This window comes from Streptomyces wuyuanensis (genome assembly GCF_900103455.1).
GTDB classification, from domain to species: Bacteria; Actinomycetota; Actinomycetes; order Streptomycetales; family Streptomycetaceae; genus Streptomyces; species Streptomyces wuyuanensis.
This window is the reverse complement of sequence record NZ_FNHI01000013.1, coordinates 213,577-233,414: the sequence shown is the minus strand read 5'-3', so window position 1 is coordinate 233,414 and position 19,838 is coordinate 213,577. Positions and strand designations below refer to the sequence as shown.

19 protein-coding genes are annotated in these 19,838 nt (G+C 72.4%); 14 read left to right on the top strand and 5 right to left on the bottom strand.

The genetic code is table 11. From position 1 onward, the window contains the following. The 4 genes from BLT82_RS20655 to holA all read left to right on the top strand — a co-directional run. Nucleotides 1–331, top strand: a 331-nt coding sequence (locus tag BLT82_RS20655; protein WP_143041511.1) for an integrase core domain-containing protein, incomplete at its 5' end; no start/stop codon positions are given. 49 nt (nt 332–380) lie between these two features. Further along, on the top strand, nt 381–1,217 hold the full coding sequence (locus tag BLT82_RS20650) for an arylamine N-acetyltransferase family protein (RefSeq protein ID WP_093656927.1): 837 nt from the start codon (nt 381–383) through the stop codon (nt 1,215–1,217). Further along, nucleotides 1,210–1,452, top strand: coding sequence for a hypothetical protein (locus BLT82_RS20645; RefSeq protein WP_093656987.1), 243 nt, complete (start codon nt 1,210–1,212; stop codon nt 1,450–1,452). The genes BLT82_RS20650 and BLT82_RS20645 overlap by 8 nt, the downstream gene beginning before the upstream one ends. Before the next feature lie 114 nt (nt 1,453–1,566). Continuing rightward, the gene (gene holA, locus BLT82_RS20640; protein WP_093656925.1) at nt 1,567–2,553 is read left to right on the top strand and encodes a DNA polymerase III subunit delta; all 987 of its coding nucleotides are present in this window, start codon (nt 1,567–1,569) and stop codon (nt 2,551–2,553) included. A gap of 324 nt (nt 2,554–2,877) precedes the next feature. Here the strand turns inward: holA and BLT82_RS20635 are convergent, their stop codons facing one another. Beyond that, nucleotides 2,878–3,429, bottom strand: a complete 552-nt coding sequence (locus BLT82_RS20635) for a GNAT family N-acetyltransferase (RefSeq protein WP_093656923.1) — start codon at nt 3,427–3,429, stop codon at nt 2,878–2,880. A 52-nt stretch (nt 3,430–3,481) separates the two neighbouring features. Here BLT82_RS20635 and BLT82_RS20630 point away from each other — a divergent pair, with 52 nt between their 5' ends. After that, nucleotides 3,482–4,069 carry a TetR/AcrR family transcriptional regulator gene (locus BLT82_RS20630; RefSeq protein ID WP_208867991.1) on the top strand — a complete coding sequence of 196 codons (588 nt, stop codon included), beginning with the start codon at nt 3,482–3,484 and terminating at the stop codon, nt 4,067–4,069. Between the two features lie 347 nt (nt 4,070–4,416). Here BLT82_RS20630 and rpsT read toward each other — a convergent pair whose 3' ends face one another. After that, a complete protein-coding gene (gene rpsT / locus BLT82_RS20625) occupies nt 4,417–4,683 on the bottom strand; it encodes a 30S ribosomal protein S20 (protein ID WP_093656919.1) in 267 nt (88 codons plus the stop codon). Between the two features lie 299 nt (nt 4,684–4,982). On the opposite strand from rpsT, the gene lepA reads away from it, so the two are divergent. The 4 genes from lepA (at nt 4,983) to hemW (ending at nt 12,446) form a co-directional block, all read left to right on the top strand. Further along, nucleotides 4,983–6,854, top strand: a complete 1,872-nt coding sequence (gene lepA, locus BLT82_RS20620) for a translation elongation factor 4 (protein ID WP_093656917.1) — start codon at nt 4,983–4,985, stop codon at nt 6,852–6,854. A 238-nt stretch (nt 6,855–7,092) separates the two neighbouring features. Further along, nucleotides 7,093–8,982, top strand: coding sequence for an AMP-dependent synthetase/ligase (locus BLT82_RS20615; protein ID WP_167746050.1), 1,890 nt, complete (start codon nt 7,093–7,095; stop codon nt 8,980–8,982). 268 nt (nt 8,983–9,250) lie between these two features. Next, complete coding sequence (locus tag BLT82_RS20610) at nt 9,251–11,152, top strand: SpoIIE family protein phosphatase (protein ID WP_093656913.1); 1,902 nt, start codon at nt 9,251–9,253, stop codon at nt 11,150–11,152. 91 nt (nt 11,153–11,243) lie between these two features. Continuing rightward, on the top strand, nt 11,244–12,446 hold the full coding sequence (hemW, locus tag BLT82_RS20605; protein ID WP_404204719.1) for a radical SAM family heme chaperone HemW: 1,203 nt from the start codon (nt 11,244–11,246) through the stop codon (nt 12,444–12,446). A 111-nt stretch (nt 12,447–12,557) separates the two neighbouring features. Here hemW and BLT82_RS20600 read toward each other — a convergent pair whose 3' ends face one another. Together BLT82_RS20600 and BLT82_RS20595 are read right to left on the bottom strand one after the other, a co-directional pair. Beyond that, entirely contained in the window at nt 12,558–13,358 is an 801-nt protein-coding gene (locus BLT82_RS20600; protein WP_093656909.1) for a DUF3097 domain-containing protein, read from the bottom strand. A 10-nt stretch (nt 13,359–13,368) separates the two neighbouring features. Further along, entirely contained in the window at nt 13,369–14,091 is a 723-nt protein-coding gene (locus BLT82_RS20595; protein ID WP_093656907.1) for an MBL fold metallo-hydrolase, read from the bottom strand. 174 nt (nt 14,092–14,265) lie between these two features. Here BLT82_RS20595 and hrcA point away from each other — a divergent pair, with 174 nt between their 5' ends. The 4 genes from hrcA to BLT82_RS20575 all read left to right on the top strand — a co-directional run bounded on the left by hrcA (nt 14,266) and on the right by BLT82_RS20575 (nt 18,438). Continuing rightward, a complete protein-coding gene (gene hrcA / locus BLT82_RS20590) occupies nt 14,266–15,282 on the top strand; it encodes a heat-inducible transcriptional repressor HrcA (protein WP_093656905.1) in 1,017 nt (338 codons plus the stop codon). Continuing rightward, a complete protein-coding gene (gene dnaJ, locus BLT82_RS20585; protein WP_093656903.1) occupies nt 15,283–16,419 on the top strand; it encodes a molecular chaperone DnaJ in 1,137 nt (378 codons plus the stop codon). 217 nt (nt 16,420–16,636) lie between these two features. Then, nucleotides 16,637–17,710, top strand: a complete 1,074-nt coding sequence (locus BLT82_RS20580; RefSeq protein WP_093656901.1) for a nitronate monooxygenase — start codon at nt 16,637–16,639, stop codon at nt 17,708–17,710. Then, complete coding sequence (locus BLT82_RS20575) at nt 17,707–18,438, top strand: 16S rRNA (uracil(1498)-N(3))-methyltransferase (protein ID WP_093656899.1); 732 nt, start codon at nt 17,707–17,709, stop codon at nt 18,436–18,438. The genes BLT82_RS20580 and BLT82_RS20575 overlap by 4 nt, the downstream gene beginning before the upstream one ends. Nucleotides 18,439–18,521: 83 nt before the next feature. On the opposite strand, the gene BLT82_RS38700 is transcribed toward BLT82_RS20575, so the two are convergent. Continuing rightward, nucleotides 18,522–19,130 (bottom strand): hypothetical protein, encoded by a 609-nt coding sequence (locus BLT82_RS38700; RefSeq protein ID WP_342029419.1) that lies wholly within the window; start codon nt 19,128–19,130, stop codon nt 18,522–18,524. Nucleotides 19,131–19,202: 72 nt separating this feature from the next. Between BLT82_RS38700 and BLT82_RS20565 the strand changes: the two genes are divergently transcribed. After that, nucleotides 19,203–19,748: a hypothetical protein gene (locus BLT82_RS20565; protein ID WP_093656897.1), complete on the top strand. Its 546-nt coding sequence runs from the start codon at nt 19,203–19,205 to the stop codon at nt 19,746–19,748. The last annotated feature ends 90 nt before the right edge of the window (nt 19,749–19,838 follow it).

Sequence of the window (19,838 nt, the reverse complement as noted above, 5' to 3'; positions counted from 1 at the left end):
CTTCACCTCCTGCGGGATCACCGTCGAACGCGTCCTGACCGACAACGGAGCCTGCTACCGCTCCCGCGACTGGCGCGACACCCTCGCGGCAGCCCAGATCACCCACAAACGCACCCGCCCCTACCGGCCCCAGACCAACGGCAAGGTCGAACGCCTCAACCGCACCCTGCTCGACGAATGGGCCTACGCCCGCCCCTACCGCTCAGAGCAGGAACGACGCGACGCCTTCCCCGGCTGGCTGCACACCTACAATCACCACCGCGGACACACCGCGCTCGCAGGCAAACCACCCGCCAGCCGCGTCCCCAACCTCACAGGGCAATACACCTAGGACCCGTGACGCATGGCGGGCCGTCGTGCCTCCGGCACAGACTGCACTCATGGACACCGCATCGCAGAGCCTGCCCGCAGAGACCGTCGACGCCTATCTTCGCCGCATCGGGGTCGAGCGCCCTGCCAGAGCGGACTCGGAGACCTTGCGGGAGTTGCAGCAGCGGCATCTGCGGTCCGTGCCGTTCGAGAACCTCTCGATCCACCTGGGCGAGAACCTGGTCCTGGAGGACGAGCCGCTGCTGGACAAGGTCGTCGGTGCACGCAGGGGCGGGTTCTGCTACGAACTCAACGGCGCTTTCGCGGCGTTGCTGCGCAGCCTCGGCTTCGGCGTCACCCTGTTCCAGGCCCGGGTCTACAAGGGGGACGGGCAGCTCGGCATCCCGTACGACCACCTCTCGCTGCGTGTGGAGACCGCCGACGGCACCGGTCCGTGGCTCGCCGACGTGGGATTCGGTGATCACTGCCACCACCCGCTCCTCCTCGAGGAGCGGGGTGACCAGATCGATCCGGCCGGCACCTTCCGCATCGCCGAGGCGCCGGACGGCGACCTCGATGTGCTGCGGGACGGGAAGCCGCAGTTCCGGCTCGACCGGCGACCGCGCCGACTGGCGGACTTCGAGGCCGGTGCCTGGTACCACCGGACCTCGCCCGCCTCCCACTTCACCCGGAAGCTCGTCTGCTCCCTGCTCACGGACGAAGGCCGGATCACCTTGTCCGGACGCAAGCTGGTCACCACCGCGCACGGCGAACGCACGGAGCGGGAGCTCGGCGACGACACCGAGGTCCTGGCCGCGTACCGGGACCACTTCGGGATGGAGCTGGACCGGGTGCCGGAGGTCCGGAAGCCCTGCGCGGGGGACGCGGCACAATATGGCGGTGAGTGATGTGAGACATGTGCTCGTCCTGCCCGACCGGGACGCCGCCGAAGAGGTCGTCGAGGCGATCGGGGACCACTTCGCCGTGAACGACGAACCCCAGTTGGTACGGGACGCCCTGGCGGGGGAGGACGACGCCGAGGACGCCCAGTGGCTGGTGGTCGTCGAGGACCCGGAGGGCCGGCTGAGTCCCGTAGAGCTGGACGAGTTCGTGGCCGACTGGGACGGCTGGCGGGAGTCCTGAGGGCTGTCCCGCAGTCGCGCACCCCCGCACTCCCGCAGTCGCGCCCTCGCGCAGATTAGGCGCGGGGCGCCGGGCCGGCCGCGGTGTCGGTGGCCCGTGGGATGCTGGATCGCGATGGCCACCAGGAAGAACACGAACGACGCCCCCCTCGCCCCCGTCACGCTCGCGGTGGGCCAGGAGGATCTGCTGCTGGACCGCGCCGTGCGGCAGGTGGTGGCGGCTGCCCGCGCCGCCGACGCCGACACGGATGTCCGTGACCTCACCCCCGACCAGCTCCAGCCCGGCACGCTCGCAGAGCTGACCAGCCCTTCCCTCTTCGCCGAGCGGAAGGTCGTCGTCGTGCGGAACGCGCAGGATCTCTCCGCCGACACGATCAAGGACGTCAAGACCTACCTTTCCGCACCGGTCGAGGAGATCACGCTCGTCCTGCTGCACGCGGGCGGAGCGAAGGGCAAGGGTCTGCTCGACGCGGCACGCAAGGCCGGCGCGCGCGAGGTGGCGTGCCCCAAGACGACGAAGCCGGCGGAGCGACTGACGTTCGTGCGCTCCGAGTTCCGCACGCTGGGACGATCGGCCACCCCCGAGGCGTGCCAGGCCCTCGTCGACGCCATCGGCAGCGACCTCCGGGAATTGGCGAGTGCGGTCTCGCAGCTGGTCGCGGATGTCGAGGGCACGATCGACGAGGCGGTCGTCGGCCGCTACTACACCGGGCGCGCGGAGGCCTCCAGCTTCACCGTGGCCGACCGCGCTGTCGAGGGGCGCGCGGCCGAGGCGCTGGAGGCGCTCCGCTGGTCGCTCTCGACCGGTGTCGCGCCGGTCCTGATCACCAGTGCGCTGGCGCAGGGCGTACGGGCGATCGGCAAGCTTTCGTCGGCACGCGGCGGCCGCCCGGCCGATCTGGCGCGCGAACTCGGCATGCCGCCCTGGAAGATCGACCGCGTCCGCCAGCAGATGCGCGGCTGGACGCCGGACGGTGTGGCCCTCGCCCTGCGCGCCGTCGCCGAAGCGGACGCGGGGGTGAAGGGAGGCGGCGACGACCCGGAGTACGCGCTCGAGAAGGCGGTGGTGACCGTCGCCCGCGCGGCCCGGCTGCGCCGCTGACCCTCACAGACTCCGGCGCAGCGCCGCGACCGCCGCAGGCCCCGCCTCCTCGCGTGCCGGGCCGCCGGATGCCCGAAGGCCGCGCCGGCTGCGCAGGCGCGCCGCCCTCCCCGTCGGTCCGGCAGCCTCGCCCGTATCAGCAGGTCGTCGGTTCGTCGGTTCGTCAGGTCGCCCTCTTCGCCCACGTCGTCAGCGTCGCTGGTCCCGGTGTTCCGCCGTGACGCGCGGTGGCGGGGGCGGCCCGTCGTTCCCCGACCGGACGCCGAGGAGGACTCCCGACCGCTGCCGGGCGACGGCACGCGCGTGCGGCAGGGCCGCCACCGGTCACTGCTCCGGGGCCCGCCACTCGGAAGCCAGGACCGCCCAGAGCTGCTTGTCGTGGCGCACGCCCTCGTACGGCCACGCCTCGCGTCGAACGCCCTCCAGCGTCATGCCGAGCCGCCTGGCCACCGCAGAGCTGCGGTCGTTGTCCGCCCGGCAGTGCCACTCGGCCCTGTGCAACCCCCGTGACGTGAACGCCCAGTCCAGCAGCGCGCTGCACGCCCGTGTGACCAGACCGAGGCCCTCGGCGGACGGCTCCAGCCAGCAACCGATCTCGCACGAGCCGGAAGTGGCATGGAAGTCGGTGAACATCACACCGCCGACCAGCACCCCGTCCCGCCGGATGCCGTACAGGCGGGAACCGTCCTCGGCCTGGCGTTCGGCGTACCGCTTGAGCGTGGCCCGCGCCCCGTCCACATCGTCGGTGACGAACGACGGGCCGACCCACGGACGAATGTGGTCGCGAGCCCGGTCCAGATGGCCGGCGAACTCCTCGGCGTGCCAGATCTCCAGCGGACCGAGGCGGGCACCCTCGCCCAGCGACAGCGAGAACATGAGAAGCCTCCCCATTTACACAACAAGCGTTGTGGGAATGTACCGTGGCGGAATGCCGCGCACCAAGGGAGATCACGAGGGCCGCCGTCGCGACGTCTCCGCAGCGGTCTGGCGGGTCATGTCCGCCCGTGGTTTCGCCGGTCTGACCCTGCGCGCCGTCGCCGCCGAACTCGGTGCGACCACCGGCCTGCTCACGCACTACTTCCCCACCAAGCAAGCCCTGGTGGAGTACGCCCTGGACCTGCTCGAACAGCGCACCCTCTCCCGCCCCCGCCGCGACAGCGGCGAAGGTCTCGCAGCCCTCAGGGACGCCCTGCTGGACATCCTGCCGCTGGCCCCCGAGGCCACCGAGAGCAACCGGATCTGGGCCTGCTCCTGGGATGCCGCCCTGTCCGACCCCGTCCTGAGCGCCGAGTACGCCCGGAAGTACGCCCAGGGCCGCGCCAGGCTTGCCGAGCGGGTGGCCAGGGCCCAGGAGCTCGGCGAACTGCCCCCCGGCAACTCCGAGCGGATCGCGGCCGGTGCCCAGTCGTTCGTCCTCGGACTGGTGGTCCAGGCCCTGTTCGACCCGACGGGATTCCCTCCGCAGCGGCAGGTCGAGATCCTGGACGACTACCTGGCCGGCCTGAGCGCCCACTGATCCGATGGCGACGGCGCCGGCCTGGCGCCCCTGACGGCCTGACGGCCCAGGGCGTCGGCCGGTCCCCCGCCTGCTGCTGGCCCGCCTGCCGTTGCCGCCGAACACGAAAACCCCGCCCTCCCGAACCGGGGAAGAACGGGGAGGCGGGGTCTTCGGTCCGGCCGGGGCCGGGAAGTCGGTGGATTCGCACCCGCGTGGCGAACGCAGGCCGCGTGCGAATCCGGGTGCCGGGGTCCGGGGACGGAGAGAGAGGGCCCGTCTGGTCCGGTCCGGCGATCAAGTCGTCCGGCGGGTCACCCCGAGGGGGTCGCTGCCGGAGGTCCCGGGGTCACCCCCGGGGCGAGTGCTCAGCCCTGGAGGGAGGCAACCTTGGACGCCAGCGCCGACTTCTTGTTGGCGGCGGCGTTCTTGTGGATGACACCCTTCGAGACGGCCTTGTCGAGCTTGCGGGTCGCCTCGCGGGCCGCCACGGTGGCCTTCTCGACGTCGCCGGCGGCGACAGCCTCGCGGGCCTTGCGGATCGCGGTCTTGAGCGAGGACTTGACGGCCTTGTTGCGCAGGCGCGCCTTCTCGTTCGTCTTGTTCCGCTTGATCTGGGACTTGATGTTCGCCACGAAAGAGCCTTTTCAGGATTGATGATCTTGGAAGGCGTGTCCCGCACCCATGACCTTCCGGTGCGGGCCCTTCCGAGGGACACGACTCTTGCGAGTGCGTGACCTTCCGGGCACATGACCTTCCGGGCACGGGAGGTGCCTCCGGAGAGGACACACGAGACACAGCTGGCCAGACTACCAGCGCCTCTCCGACCGGCCCAAACCGAGCGCAGCCCCGCAGCCATGGGACCATGGAGGCTGCGTATCGATCCGACATCGACCCGAGACGAGCGCTCGGCGCTCAAGAATCAGGACCCTGCGTGCCCGCGACCCCTACCAATGTGCCCGAGCCGAGCCGTACCGACCCGGCGCTGATCCGCAACTTCTGCATCATCGCGCACATCGACCACGGCAAGTCCACGCTTGCCGACCGGATGCTCCAGCTGACCGGCGTGGTCGAGCAGCGGCAGATGCGCGCCCAGTACCTCGACCGCATGGACATCGAGCGTGAGCGCGGCATCACGATCAAGTCCCAGGCCGTTCGTCTGCCCTGGGCGCCCACCACGGGCGACGGGCAGGGCCGGACCCACATCCTCAACATGATCGACACCCCGGGTCACGTGGACTTCACCTACGAGGTGTCCCGGTCGCTCGCGGCGTGCGAGGGCACGGTCCTGCTGGTGGACGCGGCCCAGGGCATCGAGGCGCAGACGCTCGCGAACCTCTACCTGGCGATGGAGAACGACCTCACCATCGTCCCGGTGCTCAACAAGATCGACCTGCCGGCCGCGCAGCCCGAGAAGTTCTCCGAGGAGCTCGCCAACCTCATCGGCTGCGACCCCTCGGACGTCCTCAAGGTCTCGGCCAAGACGGGCCTGGGTGTGGAGGCGCTGCTGGACCGCGTGGTCAAGGACGTGCCGGCCCCGGTCGGCGTCAAGGACGCCCCCGCCCGCGCGATGATCTTCGACTCGGTGTACGACTCCTACCGCGGCGTCGTCACGTACGTACGAGTCATCGACGGCCAGCTCAACAAGCGCGAGCGCATCCGGATGATGTCCACCGGTGCCACCCACGAACTGCTGGAGATCGGCACCAACTCCCCGGAGATGCTCCCGGCGGACGGACTCGGCGTCGGTGAGGTCGGCTACCTCATCACGGGTGTGAAGGACGTCCGCCAGTCCAAGGTCGGTGACACCATCACGACCCTGCACAAGGGCGCCACCGAGGCGCTCGGCGGCTACAAGGACCCGAAGCCGATGGTGTTCTCGGGCCTGTACCCGCTCGACGGCTCGGACTACCCCGAGCTGCGCGACGCCCTGGACAAGCTGCAGCTCAACGACGCGGCGCTGGTCTACGAGCCGGAGACGAGCGCGGCCCTGGGCTTCGGCTTCCGCGTCGGCTTCCTCGGGCTGCTCCACCTCGACGTGATCCGCGAGCGCCTGGAGCGCGAGTTCGGTCTGGACCTGATCGCGACCGCGCCGAACGTGGTCTACCGGGTGGTCATGGAGGACGGCACCGAGCACACCGTCACCAACCCGAGCGAGTTCCCCGAGGGCAAGATCGCCGAGGTGTACGAGCCGGTCGTGCGCGCCACGATCCTCGCACCCAGCGAGTTCATCGGCTCGATCATGGAGCTCTGCCAGAACCGCCGCGGCGTGATGCTCGGCATGGACTACCTCTCCGAGGACCGGGTGGAGATCCGCTACACCCTCCCCCTCGCCGAGATCGTCTTCGACTTCTTCGACCAGCTGAAGTCGAAGACCCGCGGCTACGCGTCCCTGGACTACGAGCCCACCGGCGAGCAGGGCGCCCAGCTGGTGAAGGTCGACATCCTGCTGCACGGCGACAAGGTCGACGCCTTCTCCGCGATCACCCACCGGGACCAGGCCTACGCGTACGGCGTGCGGCTCGTCGCCAAGCTCAAGGAGCTCATCCCGCGGCAGGCCTTCGAGGTGCCGGTCCAGGCGGCGATCGGCTCCCGGGTCATCGCCCGCGAGACGATCCGGGCCATCCGCAAGGACGTGCTCGCCAAGTGCTACGGCGGTGACATCTCCCGTAAGCGGAAGCTGCTGGAGAAGCAGAAGGAAGGCAAGAAGAGGATGAAGATGGTCGGCTCGGTGGAGGTGCCCCAGGAGGCGTTCATCGCCGTGCTGTCCAGTGACGACTCCGCGGGCGGCAAGGCCAAGAAGTAGTGGCGTCGTAACGCGAACGCACCAGTCGTACCTGTTCGTCTGCCGTGCCCCACAGGCCCGTGCACCCCCGGTGCGCGGGCCTGTTCGTTATCAAGCGGCAGCCCGCAGCCCCTTACGTGGCGCAGCGCGGCGCTCTACCCTGATCAGGCCCCGATGGTTACTCGCGAGTTAAACAACTGTGACCAGTGGGGCAATCAGCCCGTCATGCAGCAATGCCGCAGCAGGCCCGGAGGATGTCGTGAGCGACACACAGAATCTGATCGAGAACCGACCGCCCTCCGTGGCGACGCTCTTCGTCCAGCGCGTGGCGGCCACTCCCGACGCGGAGGCCTATCGCTACCCGGTCCCCGCCGCCTCCGGGCAGGGGCCCGACGACTGGAAGTCGCTGAGCTGGCAGGAGGCAGCCGAGCGGGTCTACGCCATCGCGGCCGGATTGATCGAACTGGGCGTGCGTTCTGAGGAGCGGGTGGCGCTCGCCTCCGCCACCCGGGTCGAGTGGATCCTCGCGGACCTCGGCATCCTCTGCGCGGGCGCGGCGACGACGACGGTGTACCCGCAGACGAACGCCGAGGAGTCCGCGTACATCCTCGCCGACTCCGAGAGCAGGGTGCTGATCGCCGAGGACGCCGCCCAGCTGGCCAAGGCCCGTGAGCGGCGCGCCGAGCTGCCGCACCTGAAGCACGTGATCGTGATCGACGAGGCGGGCGCCGAGCCGGCCGAGGGCGACCCCGACGGCTGGGTGCTCTCGCTCGCCGCCCTGGAGGCGCGCGGGGCCGACTACCTCGCCAAGAACCCGGCCGCGGTCAAGGAGCGTGTGGAGGCGATCACCTCCGACCAGCTCGCCACCCTCATCTACACCTCGGGCACCACGGGCCGCCCCAAGGGCGTCCGGCTGCCACACGACAACTGGTCGTACATGGCCAAGGCGATCGCCTCGACGGGCCTGGTCACCAAGGACGACGTCCAGTACCTGTGGCTGCCGCTCGCCCACGTCTTCGGCAAGGTGCTGACCTCCGGCCAGATCGAGGTCGGGCACGTCACCGCCGTCGACGGCCGGGTCGACAAGATCATCGAGAATCTTCCGGTGGTCCAGCCGACGTACATGGCGGCCGTGCCCCGCATCTTCGAGAAGGTCTACAACGGCGTGGCCGCCAAGGCGCGGGCCGGCGGCGGCGCCAAGTACAAGATCTTCCAGTGGGCCGCCGGCGTCGCGCGGGAGTACGCCAAGGAGTCCCAGGACAACTACCGCCGCACCGGCAACGCCTCGGTGTCCTTCGGCCTCACCGTGAAGCACAAGGTCGCCGACGCGCTCGTCTACTCCAAGCTCCGCGAGGCCTTCGGCGGCCGGCTGCGGGCCGCCGTCTCCGGCTCCGCCGCCCTCTCGCCCGAGATCGGCTTCTTCTTCGCCGGCGCCGGCATCCACATCCTCGAGGGCTACGGCCTCACCGAGTCCAGCGCCGCCTCCTTCGTGAACCCCGGCGAGGCGTACCGCACCGGCACCGTCGGCAAGCCGCTCCCCGGCTGTGAGGTGCGCATCGCGGACGACGGCGAGATCCTGCTGCGCGGCCCCGGCATCATGGAGGGCTACCACAAGCTGCCCGAGAAGACGGCCGAGGTCCTGGAGTCCGACGGCTGGTTCCACACCGGCGACATCGGCGAGCTGTCCCCCGACGGCTACCTGAAGATCACGGACCGCAAGAAGGACCTGATCAAGACCTCCGGCGGCAAGTACATCGCGCCGGCCGAGGTCGAGGGCCAGTTCAAGGCGGTGTGCCCGTTCGTCTCGAACATCCTGGTGCACGGCGCCGACCGCAACTACTGCACGGCGCTCATCGCGCTCGACGAGGCCGCAATCCTCGGCTGGGCCGCGGAGAACGGCCTGGAGGGCAAGTCGTACGCGGAGGTCGTCGCCGCCCCGCAGACCGAACAGCTCGTCGACGGCTATGTGCAGCGGCTCAACGGGACGCTCCAGCGCTGGCAGACCATCAAGAAGTTCCGCCTGCTGCCGCGCGACCTCGACATCGAGCACGGCGAACTGACCCCCAGCCTGAAGCTGAAGCGCCCGGTCGTCGAGCGCGAGTACAAGGACCTCATCGAGGGCATGTACGCGGGCGCCCGCGAGGCGTGACACCACCGCTCGGCGGCCCGTCCCGGCTTGTGCCGCGACGGGCCGCCGAGCCGTTTCCGGACTCACCGGCCCCGGAAACGGTCTGCTCGCGCCGCGCCCCGGCTCCCTCGAACAGCCCCACTTCGATGACTCCGTGCTTATGGGTGCGCTCGGTCTGTCACTCTGTCCGTGTCGCCGTTGTCCCACGGGCAACACGGCAGGGAAACAGAGCGCACAGACCCGGCAGCCAGACAGACCGGACAGGAGTCGCCGCGTGGGGTCCGTTCCGATGCAGCAGGAGACCACTCACCGTTCGGTGCACCTGCTCCCGCAGCGTGGCGACACACGCTCGGTCGCCCGCACCAGCCTGCCCGGGAACCCGCTCGCCGCGTCCGCCGCCCGCCGCTTCGTCCGGGCGGCGCTCGCCGACTGGACGCGGCTCGGGACGGTCACCACACGGGGCACGGACCGGCTGGCCGACGACGCGGTGCTGGTCGTCAGCGAACTCGCCACCAACGCCGTCGTCCACGCGGGCACCGGCGTCGAGTTGCTCGCGCGCCTCGACCCGGCCACCGACGACGACCCCGCCGCCCTCGTGATCGAGGTCTCCGACCACCATCCGGCGCGGGCGGTGCGCAGCGACGGCCCCGAGCCGGAGGGCACGGCCCCGGGGGAACCGGAGCACGGGCGCGGGCTCCATCTCGTCGCCACGCTCGCCGCCGCCTGGGGGATCACCTACCGGCAGGGTCTCAAGACGGTCTGGGCGCGCCTGCCGCTCGACGGCTTCGACGGCTTCGACGGCGCGGTCCCGTCCACGGGCGGCGAGACCGCCCGGCAGCGCGGGGTGGGGGCCGCCGAGATCCTCGCCCCCTCGCCGCGCAGGAGCGTCCGCGACGACCGCGAGTGGGTCGGCCGCGGCGCGCTGTCCTTCCTCGCCGAGGCGTCCGACCTGCTCGCCGGGCAGCTCGACGAGGACATGGTCGCCGCACTCGCCGGACAGCTGCTGGTGCCGAGGCTCGCCGACTGGTGTGCGGTCTGGCTCGACGGCGAGTCCGGCCCCGCGCCCCGGCCCGCCCGTGTCTGGCACGCGGACGAGTCCGCCGTCGACGATCTGCGGGAGGCCCTGGCCGGGGACCCGCCCCGGTTACCGGACGAGCCGCGCGGGACCGCCGTACCGGTCCGGGTCGCCTGGCCGCCCACCGGCGCGGGCAGCGCGGTCGCGTTCCGGCTGACCGTCGGCGCCCGGCCGCTCGGCACCCTGCTGCTGGGCCGCGAGGCGCCGCCAGGCGTCCCCGACGAGGCGATCGCGCTGCTCGAGGACTTCGCCCGCCGCGTCGGCCTCGCGATCGGCGCCGCCCGCCAGTACACCCGGCAGGCCACGATCAGCCGGGTCCTGCAGCGCGGCCTCCTGCCGGCCCAGGTCGCCAGCATCCCCGGCGTCGACAGCTCCCTGGTGTACGAGCCGAGCGACGAAGGGCTCGCCGGGGGCGACTTCTACGACATCTTCCCGGCGGGCAGCGGCGGCCGCTGGTGCTTCATGCTCGGCGACGTACAGGGCAGCGGGCCGGAGGCCGCCGTCGTGACCGGCCTCGCCCGGCCCTGGCTGCGGCTGCTCGCCCGCGAGGGCTACCAGGTTGCCGGCGTCCTCGACCGGCTGAACGGCCTGCTCCTCGACGACGCGCTGGAGACGGCCGAGGCGGCCGCGCTGATGGCGGCCGGGCCCGCCGTCGCGGGTGCGGCGGGCACCGGCTCCGGCGCCGCCCACGAGGGACCGCAGTCGCGGTTCCTGTCGCTGCTCTACGGCGAGCTGACACCGTTGCCGGAAGGCGGGGTCCGCTGCACGCTCGCCTGCGCCGGCCACCCGCTGCCCCTGCTCCTGCGCCCGGACGGCACCGTCCGACCCGCCGCCGCCTCCCAACTGCTCCTGGGCGTGGTCGAGGACGTCGCGTACGAGAGCCAGACCTTCGAGCTCAAGCCGGGCGACACCCTGCTCTGCGTCACCGACGGGGTCACCGAGCGGCGCTCCGGGCAGCGGATGTTCGACGATGCGGACGGGCTCGCCCAGGCACTCGCCGGCTGCACCGGACTCACCGCGGGCGGCGTGGCGGACCGCATACGCCAGGCGGTGCACACGTTCGCGGAGGCCCCGCCCGACGACGACCTCGCGCTGCTGGTGCTCCAGGCCCGCTGAGATCCGGCCCGGGGCTCGGGCCGTGGCCGGGACACCCCGCGCGTACCGGACAATGGGATGCATGCCTTCCGCACTGCCTGATGGTGAGCCCATGCCCGTCGACGGGGCGCTGCCCCCGCACGCCCTCGCGGGCGCGGGCGACCGGCCTCTCGGGTTCTACCTGCACGTCCCGTACTGCGCCACCCGCTGCGGCTACTGCGACTTCAACACGTACACGGCGAGCGAGCTGCGCGGCACCGGCGGCGTCCTGGCCTCCCGTGACAACTACGCGGACACGCTGGTCGAGGAGATCCGGCTCGCCCGCAAGGTCCTCGGCGGCGACCCGAGGCCGGTCACGACCGTGTTCGTGGGCGGCGGCACGCCCACACTGCTCCCCGCCGCCGACCTCGCCCGGATGCTGGGCGCCGTCCGCGAGGAGTTCGGCCTGGCCGAGGACGCGGAGATCACCACGGAGGCGAATCCGGAGTCCGTGGACCCGGCCTACCTGTCGGAACTGCGGGCCGGGGGCTTCAACCGGGTGTCCTTCGGGATGCAGAGCGCCCGGCAGCACGTGCTGAAGGTGCTCGACCGCACCCATACGCCCGGCCGGCCCGAGGCCTGTGTGGCCGAGGCCCGGGCGGCGGGCTTCGAGCACGTGAACCTCGACCTCATCTACGGCACCCCGGGCGAGAGCGACGACGACTGGCGCGCCTCGCTCGACGCGGCGATCGGCGCCGGGCCCGACCATGTGAGCGCGTACGCCCTGATCGTCGAGGAGGGCACGCAGCTGGCCCGCCGGATCCGCCGCGGCGAGGTGCCGATGACGGACGACGACGTGCACGCCGACCGGTATCTGATCGCCGACGAGGTGCTGGCCTCGGCCGGCTTCGACTGGTACGAGGTCTCCAACTGGGCGCGTTCGGAGGCCGGGCGCTGCGTGCACAACGAGCTGTACTGGCGCGGAGCCGACTGGTGGGGAGCCGGACCGGGCGCCCACAGCCACGTCGGCGGGGTGCGGTGGTGGAACGTGAAGCACCCCGGCGCGTACGCGGCGGCGCTGGCGGAGGGCCGCTCGCCCGGCGCCGGGCGCGAGGTCCTGCCGGACGAGGACCGGCGGGTGGAGCGGGTGCTGCTCGAACTTCGGCTGCGCGAGGGCTGCCCGCTGGACCTGCTGCGGCCCGCGGGCCTCGCCGCCTCCCGCCGGGCCCTGGAGGACGGCCTGCTGGAGCCCGGGCCGTACGACGCGGGCCGGGCGGTGCTCACGCTGCGCGGCCGGCTCCTGGCGGACGCGGTGGTCCGGGACCTGGTGGACTGACCGCCCGCGCGCCCGGTCGAGTACCAGGGCCCCGGACGGCACGGGTCCAGCCACGCGCAGCCCGGCCCCGCAGCCCCGGCCCCGGTGCGAGCCCCCGCTCCAGAGCCCGGCTCAGGCCGTGACGAAGTCGATCAGTTCTTCGACCCGCCCCAGCAGCGCCGGTTCCAGGTCCTTGTAGCTGCTCACCCGGGACAGGATGTGCTGCCAGGCCGCTCCCGTGTTCGGCGGCCAGCCGAGCGCCCGGCACACGCCCGTCTTCCAGTCCTGTCCCCGCGGTACCGAGGGCCAGGCGGGGATGCCCAGCGACGACGGCTTCACCGCCTCCCACACGTCGATGTACGGGTGCCCGACCACCAGGACGTGCGGGTCCGTCACCGACTCCGCGATGCGGGACTCCTTGGAACCCGGCACCAGATGGTCCACGAGGACGCCCAGCCGGGCATCGGCGGCCGGGGCGAACTCGGCGACGACGGCGGGCAGATCGTCGACGCCCTCCAAATACTCGACGACCACGCCCTCGACGCGCAGGTCGTCGCCCCACACCTTCTCCACCAGCTCCGCGTCGTGCCGGCCCTCGACATAGATGCGGCCGGCGCGGGCGACCCGGGCACGGGCCCCGTGCACCGCGACCGATCCGGAGGCCGTGCGGGTGGGTCTCCCGGGAGCGCCGGACGAGGGCCGGACGAGGGTGACCGCCTTGCCCTCCAGCAGGAAGCCCCGTGGCTCCATCGGGAACACCCGGTGCTTGCCGAAGCGGTCCTCCAGCGTCACCGTCCCCGCCTCGCACCGGATCACCGCACCGCAGAAGCCCGTGGAGACCTCCTCGACCACCAGGTCGGGCTCGGCGGGGACCTCCGGAACGGGAGCGGACCGCTTCCACGGGGGCGTCAGGTCGGGACTGTAGCTGCGCATCCGCCAGACGCTACGACACCCCGAACCGCCGGGCCAGTTCATCGCGTTGGGCGCGTACGAACGCGGCGTCCACCGCCGCCCCGTGCCCCGGCACGTACACCGCGTCCTCCCCGCCCAGGGCGAGCAGCCGGTCCAGCGCCGCCGGCCATCGGGACGGGATCGCGTCCGGCCCGGCCTGCGGGTCGCCGGACTCCTCCACCAGGTCGCCGCAGAACACGACCTCGCGGTCGCCGGGCACCAGCAGCACCAGGTCGTGACGGCTGTGACCCGGGCCGACGTTCGCCAGCATCACCTGGCGTCCGCCGAGGTCGAGCGTCCACTCGCCGGAGACGACGTGCCGCGGGACGACCAGGGCGTCGGTGGCCCGCGTCGCGTCCTCCGGCGCCACCCCGTGGCGGATCGCGTCGTCGCGCAGCACGGCCCGGTCCCGTACCAGGAGGCTGTCGACGCCGACCGCGCCGTACACCTCGGCCCCGGGGAACGCCGCCGTGCCGAGGACGTGGTCGAAATGGGGGTGGCTGAGCGCGATATGCGTCACACGCCGGCCGCCGAGGAGGGACTCGGCCTGGGTCCGCAGCTCCGCCCCCTCGCCCAGCGTCGAGCCCGTGTCGTACAGGAGCACCGCGCTCTCGCCGGCGACCAGGCCCACCGTGGCGTCCCAGACGGGCAGGCGGCGCCGCCCTACGCCGCGGGCGAGCCGTTCCCAGCCGAAGTCTTCCCAACGGACGTCCATGGGGCGACGCTATCCCGGAGCGACCAGCGGCGTCATGGCTCGTCGCGACGGGGTAGGGTGTCCGGCCGCCCTTGCTAGGGACGTACCTCCCGGCCGTACACTGGGCCGGGGAAAACTGGCACTCAGCGAGGCCGAGTGCCAGACCAGGCCGAACCACAGCTGGAGGTGTGCGCCATGCTCAGCGAACGCAGACTCGAGGTGCTGCGCGCCATCGTCCAGGACTACGTGGGCACCGAGGAGCCCGTGGGCTCCAAGGCCCTCACGGAGCGGCACCGGCTCGGTGTCTCGCCGGCGACCGTGCGCAACGACATGGCGGTGCTGGAGGAGGAGGGCTACATCGCCCAGCCCCACACCAGCGCCGGCCGCATCCCCACGGACAAGGGCTACCGCCTGTTCGTGGACAGGCTCGCGGGGGTCAAGCCGCTGTCGTCGCCCGAGCGCCGGGCGATCCAGAACTTCCTCGAGTGCGCCGTCGACCTCGACGACGTCGTCGCCCGCACGGTGCGGCTGCTGGCGCAGCTGACCCGGCAGGTGGCCGTCGTCCAGTACCCGTCGCTGACCCGCTCCACCGTGCGGCACGTGGAGCTGCTGGCGCTCGCCCCGGCCCGGCTGATGCTGGTGCTGATCACGGACACGGGACGGGTCGAGCAGCGGCACGTCGACTGCCCCGCGCCGTTCTCCGACACCTCGCTCGCCGACCTGCGGGCCAGACTCAACAGCCGTGTCGTCGGACGGCGGTTCACCGACGTGCCGCAACTGGTGCAGGATCTCCCGGAGTCCTTCGACCTGGAGGACCGCGCCACGGTCTCGACCGTGCTCTCGACCCTCCTCGAGACACTGGTCGAGGACACCGAGGAACGGCTGATGATCGGCGGCACCGCCAATCTGACGCGTTTCGCGCACGACTTCCCCCTCACCATCCGGCCCGTGCTGGAGGCGCTGGAGGAGCAGGTCGTGCTGCTGAAGCTGCTCGGTGAGGCGAAGGACTCGGGCATGACCGTACGGATCGGGCACGAGAACCTCCATGAGGGACTCACTTCCACATCCGTCGTCGCGGTCGGCTACGGTTCGGGCGACGAGGCAGTCGCCAAACTCGGCGTGGTCGGACCGACCCGCATGGACTACCCCGGAACGATGGGAGCGGTACGCGCAGTGGCACGTTACGTCGGACAGATCCTGGCGGAGTCGTAAGTGGCCACGGACTACTACGCCGTACTGGGCGTACGCCGCGACGCATCGCAGGACGAGATCAAGAAGGCCTTCCGGCGGCTGGCGCGGGAACTCCACCCGGACGTGAATCCGGACCCGAAGACGCAGGAGCGCTTCAAGGAGATCAACGCCGCCTACGAGGTGCTGTCGGACCCGCAGAAGAAGCAGGTCTACGACCTCGGCGGCGACCCGCTGTCCGCCGCCGGCGGCGGTGGAGCGGGCGGCTTCGGCGCCGGTGGCTTCGGCAACTTCTCCGACATCATGGACGCGTTCTTCGGGACCGCTTCGCAGCGCGGCCCGCGGTCGCGGACGCGGCGCGGCCAGGACGCCATGATCCGCCTGGAGGTCGAACTCAACGAGGCGGCGTTCGGCACGACGAAGGACATCCAGGTCGACACGGCCGTCGTGTGCACGACCTGCTCCGGTGAGGGCGCCGCACCCGGCACCTCGGCGCAGACGTGCGACATGTGCCGCGGCCGCGGTGAGGTGTCGCAGGTCACCCGGTCCTTCCTGGGCCAGGTCATGACCTCGCGGCCGTGCCCCCAGTGCCAGGGCTTCGGGACCGTCGTCCCGACCCCGTGCCCGGAGTGCGCGGGCGACGGCCGGGTCCGGTCGCGCCGCACCCTGACCGTGAAGATCCCCGCCGGTGTCGACAACGGCACCCGCATCCAGCTCGCCGGCGAGGGCGAGGTCGGCCCCGGCGGCGGTCCCGCCGGCGACCTGTACGTCGAGATCCACGAGTTGCCGCACCCGGTCTTCCAGCGCCGCGGCGACGATCTGCACTGCACGGTGACCATCCCCATGACCGCCGGCGCTCTCGGCACGAAGGTGCCGCTGGAGACGCTCGACGGCATGGAGGAGGTCGACATCCGCCCGGGCACCCAGTCCGGCCAGTCGATCCCGCTGCACGGCCGCGGTGTCACCCACCTGCGCGGCGGGGGACGTGGCGACCTGATCGTCCACGTCGAGGTGCAGACCCCCTCGAAGCTCGACCCGGAGCAGGAGCGCCTGCTGCGGGAGCTGGCGAAGCTGCGCGGCGAGGAACGGCCGACCGGCCAGTTCCAACCGGGGCAGCAGGGTCTGTTCTCCCGCCTCAAGGACGCATTCAACGGCAGGTGAGCCTGCCGGGAGCCGCTGACCCCGCTCCGGCGGGGCCGGCTCCCGCCCGAGGACGCGGACGGCCCCGGGCCGTCCGCGCCCGGCGCGGGGCGGTGGCCCGGCGGACCGCGCCCCGATCGTCCGTCCCCACGGCACGTTGCGGACGCGCCGGGGGGAACCTGCGGAGGGCCGGAGGCCTGGATTCGGACGTGCGGTCCGGACGTGGCACCATGCGGGCATGTCCTCCGCGCTGACCGATCTCTGCCGCTACCCGATCGTGCAGGCCCCCATGGCGGGTGGCGCTTCCGGTCCGGAACTCGCCGCGGCCGTGTCCGAGGCCGGAGGGCTCGGGTTCCTCGCCGCCGGGTACAAGACCGCCGGCGGGATGTACCAGGAGATCAAACAGCTCCGAGGTCTCACCGGGCGCCCTTTCGGCGTCAACCTCTTCATGCCGCAGCCCGCGTACGCCGACGCCGCGGCCGTCGACGTCTACCGGCACCAGCTCGCCGGCGAGGCCAGCTGGTACGACACACCGCTCGGGGACCCCGACTCCGGCCGGGACGACGGGTACGAGGCCAAGCTGGCCATCCTCCGGGACGATCCCGTACCGCTGGTGTCGTTCACCTTCGGCTGCCCCACCCCCGCCGCCCTGTCCCCGCTGAAGCGCGCCGGGACGCTCACGGTCGTCACCGTCACCACGCCCGAGGAGGCGCTGGCCGCACAGCACGCGGGCGCCGACGCCGTCTGCGTGCAGGGCATCGAGGCCGGCGGCCACCAGGGCACGCACCGCGACGACCCCGCCAACGACGGCGGCGGGATCGGCCTGCTCGCGCTGATCGGGCAGGTCCGCGAGGCCGTGCCGCTGCCGATCGTCGCGGCCGGCGGCATCATGCGCGGCAGCCAGATCGCCGCGGTCCTGGCCGCCGGGGCCGACGCCGCACAGCTCGGCACCGCCTTCCTCGTGTGTCCGGAGTCCGGTGCGAACGTGCTGCACAAGCAGGCCATGACCAGTCCGCTGTTCAACAGGACCGAGCTGACGCGGGCGTTCTCGGGCCGTCCCGCCCGGGGGCTCGTGAACCGGTTCATGAGCGAGCACGGGCCGTACGCGCCCGCCGCCTACCCCGAGGTGCACCACCTCACCTCCGGCCTGCGCAAGGCCGCCGCCAAGGCCGGTGATCCGCAGGCCATGGCTCTCTGGGCCGGCCAGGGCCACCGGCTGGCCCGCGACCTCCCCGCCGGGCGGCTCGTCGAGGTCCTCGCCGCCGAGACCGCCGCGGCCGGCTCCGCCCTCGCACTCCGGCACCCCGCATGACCGCCCCCGTCTTCCTGGTCGAGGACGTCCGCACCGGCACCGTCATCCTGGACGGGCCCGAAGGACGGCACGCCGTGTCCGTACGCCGGCTGCGCGTGGGCGAGGAGGTCGTCCTCACCGACGGCCGGGGCGCAGGCGGCTACGGCACCGTCGCCGCCGTCGAGGGCAAGGACCGCCTCGACGTCCTGGTCACCGAACTGCGCGAGGAGCCGGAGCCCACGCCCCGGATCACCGTCGTGCAGGCCCTGCCCAAGGGCGACCGCGGTGAACTCGCCGTCGAGACCATGACCGAGACCGGTGTCGACGCGATCGTGCCATGGGCGGCCGCCCGCTGCATCACCCAGTGGAAGGGCGAGCGCGGCGCCAAGTCGCTCGCCAAGTGGCGCTCCACGGCCCGTGAGGCGGGCAAGCAGTCGCGCCGGCTCCGCTTCCCCGAGGTCGCGGAGGCCGCCACCACCAAGCAGGTCGCGCGGCTGCTCGCCGAGGCGGACTTCGCGGTCGTGCTGCACGAGGAGGGCGCGGAACCGCTCGCCACCGCTCAACTGCCGGTGTCCGGGGACATCGTGCTGGTCGTGGGGCCCGAAGGGGGCGTCAGTCCGGAGGAGTTGGCCGCGTTCGCCGAAGCGGGCGCCAGGCCCTGCCGCCTGGGCAGGAGCGTCCTGCGGACGTCCACCGCCGGCACGGCGGCGTCCGCCCTGCTACTCGGCCGCACCGGCCGCTGGTCCTAGGTGTACTGATCAACGAGCGTTGTCGACGCGCACGGGTCTTGATCGTGGCGAAGGCCTCCGTATGTGGTGGAGGTGTCGAATCTTCACCGCACGGAGGCCTTCGTGTCCCGCCGTGGTGCCCGGCTGACCGTCTTCGGGAGGCGGCTGCTGGTCGAACGGCCGGCACGCCCGCCGCCGGACGCCGGCCCCGGGGAACCCGAGCCGCGTTCCCGGCTCTCGGGCCCGGAGTCCGCTCCGGCCCTCAGGGGGCCGTCCGCCGGTTCCCGCCCCGCGGACGGGTCATCCGGCCCCGGCGAGCCCGTACCAACGCCTCCCGCGCCCGTGCGCTCCGCCCCGCCGGCCGGGGCGCCGTGCCCCACGAGGGCGTCGAACAGCGGCCATCCGTCGATCTCGGCCGGAGCCCGCACCCCCGCCGCCAGTGCCGCGTCGAGCAACTTCCGTACGGCGCCCGGCTCATGGAGGTTCATGTCCCCTCCGGCCACGGCGCCGACCGAACCCCCGCTCCAGTACGCGCCGCCGGACACGATCCGCCCGTCGCCCGCCCGGAAGACGATCGACAGCCGTGCGCTCGTGCCCTCGCGGGTGAGGGACAGGGAATCGCGACACATTCCGTCCCGGTGCGAATGCCGCAGCGACCAGAACCAGACGGTGCCGTCGACGACCAGTCTGCGGACCCTGCGTGCTTCACCCATGCGGCTTACGGTACGTGGCCGTTGGCCGCAAACGGGCTACCGCGCCCTCCCCGCCCCTGACACTCTTCCGTCATGACGGCCCCTCACCGTTCTCCCGTCCGCGTCCTCGCCGCCGCCGTCTGCGCGGCCGGGGCCGCGTCCTGCCTCGTCGCGTGCGAACCCGGTACGCCCGGCGGCCTCAGCGCCATGGCGGTGTCGTACACCACCGACATCGCCGGCACCCGGGCCCTGGAGAAGGAGGGTGTCCGCGTCCGCTGGCTCAGTTGCGCGGCGCGGCTGGGCGGCGCCGGCGGCGCCTCCCCCTCGGCTCCTGCGCCGGCGGGTTCGGTCCGCGCGGCCGCCGGTGTCGACTGCGAGGGCGAGACCGACGAGGGCGGCAAGATCACCATCGGCGGCACGGTCACCCAGGAGATCGGCGGCCGGTGTGTGCACGGCGACCTGACGGCCGAGTCGGACGGCCGCCGGGTCTTCCGCGCCTACGTCCTCGGCGACTGCAATGCCCCGCTGCCCACCCGCGCCAGGACGCCGGGGCCTCCCGCCCCGGGGGACGCGGGGGCGCCGCGCCCCACGGTCACCGTGACCGTCACCGTCACCGAGACCCGCACCCCCGTCGGGTAGGGAAGCCCCGTACCCCGTGCGGTGAGCGAACCTCTTGCCCCGTCGGGCGGGAGGAGCCCCCAGCGCGGCCGCACCCGGTCGCACCCGGCC